The following is a 6,682-nucleotide window of genomic DNA, read 5'->3' as shown; positions in this document are numbered from 1 at the left end:
CTGCCGCCTCGCTGATCCGGACATTGGCATATTTGCGGCCGGTTTCCTGGCCGTTGAGCGCGAGATGCTTGATCGTCGAGATGATGTGGTTGGACTGGACGCCGCGAATGGCGGCGCCGACGAGGACACCCGACAGCAGCGGATCCTCGGCCAGATATTCGAAGGTCCGCCCGTTGCGCGGATCGCGCATCAGATTGACGCCGCCCGCCAGCAGCACGTTGAACCCCTTGGCCCGCGCCTCGGACCCGATCATCGCGCCGCCGCGATAGAGAAGATCGGGATTCCAAGAGGCTGCCTGCGCGACGCCGGATGGAAGCGCGGTCGCCCCGTCCTTGCGCGCGCCCATCACATAGGTGACGCCGAGGCTGGCATCGGTTTCTTTCAGCGCTGGTATGCCGAGCCGGGGGATTCCCGGAATGTAACCGGCGCCGGGAATGGCGTCGCTCGGGATGGGGGGCATGGTCTTGCTGAGCCCCAGCGGCATGATGCCGTGGGTCAGTATCACCTTCTCGTCGGCGGTCATGGTCCGCACCGTCGCGGCGGCGCGCCTTGCAGCGGCCGTCATGTCCATTGCCGGCGCTTGCTGCGCCTGGGCCGGGAACATCGCCATCACGGCGATGCAAGTGGCCAGCGTCGTGCGCGTCGTCTTGGTCATCGATGGTCTCTCTCTGATCATGGTCGATGCCAATGTGACAGCAATCGTTTCCAACGATTTTGCTCGTGCCCGATATGACCGACAATCGGACTTGCCCGGGACCGATCGGCCCGTCGACATTCGGCGCCACTGCGCCGCCGACCGAGCGAGCTTTTGCATCGCACCATCCAATCAGGGCGAAACTATATTTCGGCAACGCCGCAACGGCTGCTGTACGAGGCGGTTGACACAGTTCCGAAATATAGCCAATATCACATAATAATGGTCGCAAGGGGGATTTGGTGAGGACAGGTTTTCGGCTCGCTGCATTGCGTCTGGCCGCCGGTTGCATGGCGTCGGCGATCGCTATTCCTGCGTTTGCGCAGGCGCCGCTCGACAGCGTGGCGATGAGCGATGTCGAGCAGGTCGCCCCGGTTGCGCCCGAGATCCTGCCGATGCGCGAGCAGGCGAAGCTGATCAACGCGATTCTCGCCGACCGCCTCGATACGATCGTGCCGCGCCTGATGCGCGAGCAGAAGATCAGCATGTGGGTGCTGATGGCGCGCGAATATTTCGAGGAGCCGGTGGTCGCCACCATGCTCAACGCCGAAAGCATGCACGCCCGCCGGCGCACGATCCTGATCTTCTTCGATCCCGGCAACGGCAAGCCGGTCGAGCGGCTGACCGTCAGCCGCTATGGGCTCGGTGGCCTGTTCCAGCCGGCATGGGATCCCGACAAGCAGCCTGATCAGTGGAAGGCGGTCGCCGACATCATCGCCGCGCGCAACCCGGCGAACATCGCGATCAACACCTCCGCGCTGTCGGCCTTCGCCGATGGCATGACGCTGAGCCAATATGAAGAGATGACCGCTGCGCTGCCCGAGCAATATCGTTCGCGCATCGTGTCGGGGGAGCGTCTTTCGGTCGGTTGGCTCGAGGCGCGCACGCCGATGGAGATGCGCATCTACCCCGGCATCCTCCGTCTGGCGCATTCGATCATGGCCGATGCCTTTTCGCGCAAGGTGATCACGCCGGGCAAGACGACCACCGACGACGTCGTCTGGTGGTATCGCCAGCGGGTCAACGATCTGGGCCTCAAGGTCTGGTTCCAGCCGTCGGTCGCGGTCATCCGCCAGGGGCAGAAGGGCATGCTCGAAGGCGATACCGTTATCCAGCCCGGCGATATGTTGTGGACCGATTTCGGCATCACCTATCTGCGTCTCAACACCGATACCCAGCATCTGGCCTATGTCGCCAGGCCCGGCGAGACCGCCGTCCCGGCCGGCCTGCGCGCGGGGCTTGCCGATGCCAACAAGGTCCAGGATGCGCTGCTGTCGTCCTACAAGGTGGGCGCGACGGGCAATCAGGCGCTCGCCGCCGCCCGCGCCAAGTCGCTGGCGCAGGGGCTGAAGCCGTCAATCTATTCGCACCCGCTCGGCTATCATGGTCATGCGGCGGGACCGTCGGTCGGCTTCTGGGACAATCAGAACGCCGATCCGCGCGGTGAGAATCCGATCCACGCGAACACGACCTGGTCGATCGAACTGTCGGCCCGCAAGGACGTCCCGGAATGGGGCGGCCAGGATGTCGAGTTCCGCACCGAGGAAAATGCCTTCTTCGACGGAAAGCAGGTCCGCTTCCTCGATGGGCGCCAGACCGAAATACGCCTGATCCCGGCCGACTGAGCCGGGGCGGGGGCGAGAGAAGATCAGGGGGACGTGACCGATGAAGCATAAGGGATTCCGGCTCGCCGCAGCCGCCATGGTTTCGCTGCTGGCGCTGGCGACGTCGCCGGTAGCTGCCGAGACGTTCAAGGTCACCGTTCCCGCGACGGCAAAGGACGGTCCTTTCGACGGCCGCGTGATGCTGATGCTCACGCCCGACGGCAAGAGCGAGCCGCGCTACCAGACCCGGCCCGATTATTTCGGCGCGCAGATGTTCGGCGTGAACGTCGACGGGCTCAAGCCGGGTGCGAGCGCGACGATCGGCGCCGATGTTCTCGGCTTTCCAGCCGAAGCAATGAGCCAGGTGCCGGCAGGTCGTTATTATGTGCAGGCGCTGCTGCACCGCTACGACACCTACAAGCTTCAGAACGGCAAGACCGTGAAGCTGCCGGCGCCGCGCGGGGCGGGGCAGAACTGGCGCAAGGAGCCGGGCAATCTCGTCAGCACGCCGCAGTGGATCGATTTCGACCCCGCCAAGCCGGGTGAGGTCGAGATCATCCTCGACAAGGTCAATCCGGCGATCGAGGAACCCAAGGACAGCGAGTTCATCCGCCACTTCAAATTCCGCAGCGAGAAGCTGTCGAAATTCTGGGGACGCGACATCTACCTGCGTGGGCACGTCCTGGTGCCCAAGGATTTCGACAAGCATCCCGAGGCACGCTATCCGCTGATGATCTTCCACGGGCATTTTCCCGAGGATTTTGGCGGCTTCCGCACGACTCCCCCCGATCCGAACCTGAAGTGCGAGCCGAGCGAGCGGTTCAATCTGCCCTGCTACAACCGCACCGAGCAGGAAGAGGCGTATAATTTCTACAAGCAGTGGATCTCGGAGAAATTCCCCCGGGTGCTGATTGTCGAGATCGACCATTCCAATCCTTATTATGACGACAGCTATGCGGTGAATTCGGCCAATCTCGGGCCTTATGGCGATGCCATCACCCACGAGTTCATCCCGGCGCTGGAGAAGAAGTTTCGTGGCCTCGGCCAGGGCTGGGCGCGCTTTCTCTACGGCGGCTCGACCGGCGGCTGGGAAGCGCTCGGCGTGCAGGTCAAATATCCGGACGACTATAACGGCGCTTTTGCGGCCTGCCCCGATCCGATCGACTTCCGCCAGCTGATGCTGACCAACATCTACAAGGACAAGAACGCTTATTATCTGGAAGGGCCGTTCACCCGCGTGGCCCGCGCCGGCAAGCGCGATTATCTCGACAACTCCCCGTACACGATGGAGATGGAGAACCGCTGGGAACTCGTCATGGGCGACAAGACGCGCTCGGGCGGGCAGTGGGACATCTGGGAGGCGGTCTTCTCGCCGAACGGCCCCGACGGCTATCCGAAGCGGATCTGGGACAAGCGCACGGGCGTGATCGATCCAAGCGTCGCGACCTATTGGCGCGACAATTACGATCTGCGCTACATCATGGAGCGCGACTGGAAAACGCTGGGGCCGAAGCTTCAGGGCAAGATCCACATCTATGTCGGCGACATGGACAATTTCTACCTGAACAACGCCGTCTACCTGACCGAGGATTTCCTCAAGAAGGCCGACCCGCCCTACAAGGGCGAGGTGCTCTATGGCGACCGGGCGGAGCATTGCTGGAATGGCGATTTCGCCAACGGCAACGCGATATCGCGCCTGCGCTACAACAGCTTCTACCTACCGAAGATATTGAAAAGGATCGAGGAAAGCGCGCCGAAGGGCGCCGATCTGACGAGCTGGAGATACTGATCCGGCACGGCAGCCGGACTTCGACGACACCGAGAGAGGATCTGGGCCGGGGCGCCGTTGGCGAACCCGAAGGGAGACTGCGTCCTACGTGGCGCGCAATGCAAAGGGAATGTTCATGGCTAGGTTGATCGATAGGAAGACATTGCTGGCGGGCTCCGCCTTCATGGGGCTGATCATCTCGCAGGCTGCGTTCGCGCAGGCCGCCGAAGACGATGCGCCGGCGGCCGACATCGTCGTCACGGGTTCGCGCATCCGCTCCGTGAACATGGAGAGCGTCAGCCCGGTGACGCAGATCAACAGCGCCGAGTTCGTCAGCCGCGGCACGACCCGCGCCGAGGATCTCATCAACCAGCTGCCGCAGGTTTTCGCCGCCCAGGGTTCGGCCAATTCGAACGAGGCGACCGGCACCGCACAGATCGATCTTCGCGGCCTCAGCCCCTCGCGCACGCTGGTGCTCGTGAACGGCCGTCGCTTGCCTTATGGTTCGCCCAAGTCGACTCCGTCCGACGTCAACCAGGTTCCGACCGCACTGATCCGCAACGTCGAAGTCCTCACCGGTGGCGCTTCGGCGGTCTATGGTTCGGACGCGATCGCGGGTGTCGTGAACTTCAACCTGATCGACGATTTCGAGGGTCTGAAGATCACCGCCAATGTCGGCGGCTTCCAGCACAATAACGGTCAGGATGGCTTCCGCGACCTGCTCGATCGCAATGACGCCATCGTCCCGGGCGCCTATCCGAAGCCCGACAAGAATGTCTGGAACGGCTTCACCCAGGACTATTCGATCGTCATGGGCAGCAACATGGCCGACGGCCGTGGCAACATCACCGCTTATGGTACCTATCGCAAGATCAACCCGATCCTGCAGGCCGACTACGACTACAGCGCCTGTGCGCTCGGTGCGGCCGGCGTCGGCGGCAGCGAATATGCCTGCAGCGGCTCGGGCTTCAACTTCCCGTCCAACTTCGCCAACACCTCGGGTCTTGCTGGCGTGCCGTCGCAGTTCCGCGCCGACAATGGCCAGTTCGTCGAAGGCCGCCGCACCTACAACTTCGCCCCGGCCAACTATTATCAGCGCCCGGACGAGCGCTATACGCTGGGTGCGATCGGTCATTATGAGATCAGCGAGAGCATCGTTCCCTATTTCGAGATCAGCTACATGGACGACACGTCCACGGCGCAGATCGCCCCGGGCGTGCTCACCGGCGGCATCACCGGCCAGGGCGGTGGTCTCAACTGCGACAACGCCTTCCTCAGCACGCAGCAGCAGCAGTTCCTCTGCGGCGTTGCCGGCCTCTCGAGCGCCGGTCGCTATGACGCGGCGGGCAATTATCTCGGTTCCGACGTCGCGAACGGCCTGATCATCAGCCGCCGCAACGTCGAAGGCGGCAACCGTCAGGACCAGATCAACCACAGCACCTTCCGTCTGGTCGGCGGCGTGCGCGGCAAGATCGACGAAGCTTTCAGCTATGACGTCTTCGGTTCCTATTCGAAAGTCAGCTACAAGAGCCGCTTCGTCGGCAATGCCAACACGGTCCGTTTCGCCAACGCGCTGAACGCCGTCATCGACCGCCGCACCGGTTCGGCCACCTTCGGCCAGGCCGTCTGCGCGATCAACGCCGACGCCATCTCCGCCAATGACGACACGCGCTGCGCTCCGCTCGATCTCGTCAGCGGCAACCGCGCCAGCGATGCCTCGATCGCCTATGTCGGTGAAGATCAGCAGATCACCGGCCAGACCGCGCTCACCGACATCGTCGCCTCGATCAGCGGCGACCTCGGCAAATATGGCATGACGCTGCCCTGGGCGAACAACGGCGTCGGCATCGCCTTCGGTGTCGAATATCGCAAGAACACGCTCGAGCTGAACCCCGACCAGGCCTATCAGAACTCGACCGAGCCTGAATTCCCGGTGTCGGGCAACACGATTGCCAAGGAGTTCTTCGCCGAACTCAACGTGCCGATCGTCGAGGAGCGTCCCTTCTTCCAGCTGCTGTCGCTGGAAAGCGCCTATCGCTATTCGGACTACAACACCGGCTTCAACACCCACACCTACAAGCTGGGCCTGAACTGGTCGCCGGTCAGCGAAGTGCGCTTCCGTGGCAGCTACCAGCGCGCCGTCCGTGCTCCGAACGTCGTCGAACTGTTCGCGTCGCGTTCGAAGTTCGAGGTCGAGCTGACCGAACTCGCCAATGGCACCTTCGATCCCTGCTCGGGCCCGACGCCGTTCGCGACCTTTGCGCAGTGCGCCAACACCGGCGTTACCGCCGCACAATATGGCAATATCGTCGACAACCCCGCGGGTCAGTTTAACGCGATCATCGGCGGTAACGAGAATCTGAAGCCGGAAAAGGCCGACACCTGGTCCTTCGGTGCGGTGTTCGAGCCGAGCTTCGTGCCCCGTCTCACCATCTCGGTCGACTATTTCAACATCCGCGTGAAGGACCTGATCGGCAGCGTCAATCCGAACCTGGCGCTCAAGAACTGCCTCTACAACGCCGATCCGCAGTCCTGCGCCGCGATCAACCGTGGTCCGGGCGGCACGCTGTTCCTGACCAATGACGGCTTCTTCGAGCGCTTCAACGTCAACACCGG

The 6,682-nt window shown here is 62.9% G+C and carries 4 protein-coding genes; 3 read left to right on the top strand and 1 reads right to left on the bottom strand.

Features of this window, described 5'->3' with window-relative positions; all coding sequences use genetic code 11:
• Window positions 1-604, bottom strand: a 604-nt coding sequence (locus KAY22_RS22415) for a glycoside hydrolase family 3 N-terminal domain-containing protein (protein ID WP_296625397.1), incomplete at its 3' end; no start/stop codon positions are given.
• A gap of 332 nt (window positions 605-936) precedes the next feature.
• Here KAY22_RS22415 and KAY22_RS22410 point away from each other — a divergent pair.
• The 3 genes from KAY22_RS22410 to KAY22_RS22400 all read left to right on the top strand — a co-directional run.
• A complete protein-coding gene (locus KAY22_RS22410; RefSeq protein ID WP_296625396.1) occupies window positions 937-2,319 on the top strand; it encodes a M24 family metallopeptidase in 1,383 nt (460 codons plus the stop codon).
• A 40-nt stretch (window positions 2,320-2,359) separates the two neighbouring features.
• Window positions 2,360-4,087 (top strand): alpha/beta hydrolase-fold protein, encoded by a 1,728-nt coding sequence (locus KAY22_RS22405; protein WP_296625395.1) that lies wholly within the window; start codon window positions 2,360-2,362, stop codon window positions 4,085-4,087.
• Between the two features lie 115 nt (window positions 4,088-4,202).
• On the top strand, window positions 4,203-6,682 hold a 2,480-nt coding region (locus KAY22_RS22400), incomplete at its 3' end, for a TonB-dependent receptor (protein ID WP_296625394.1).

Origin of the sequence: Rhizorhabdus sp. (assembly GCF_018006725.1) — a bacterium.
In the GTDB taxonomy this organism is placed as follows: Bacteria; Pseudomonadota; Alphaproteobacteria; order Sphingomonadales; family Sphingomonadaceae; genus Rhizorhabdus.
This window is presented reverse-complemented; position numbering and strand designations above follow the sequence as displayed.

Excerpts from the sequence above, each read along its gene's own strand:
- KAY22_RS22405 (WP_296625395.1), top strand. The coding sequence starts at position 2,360 with ATGAAGCATAAGGGATTCCGGCTCGCCGCAGCCGCCATGGTTTCGCTG.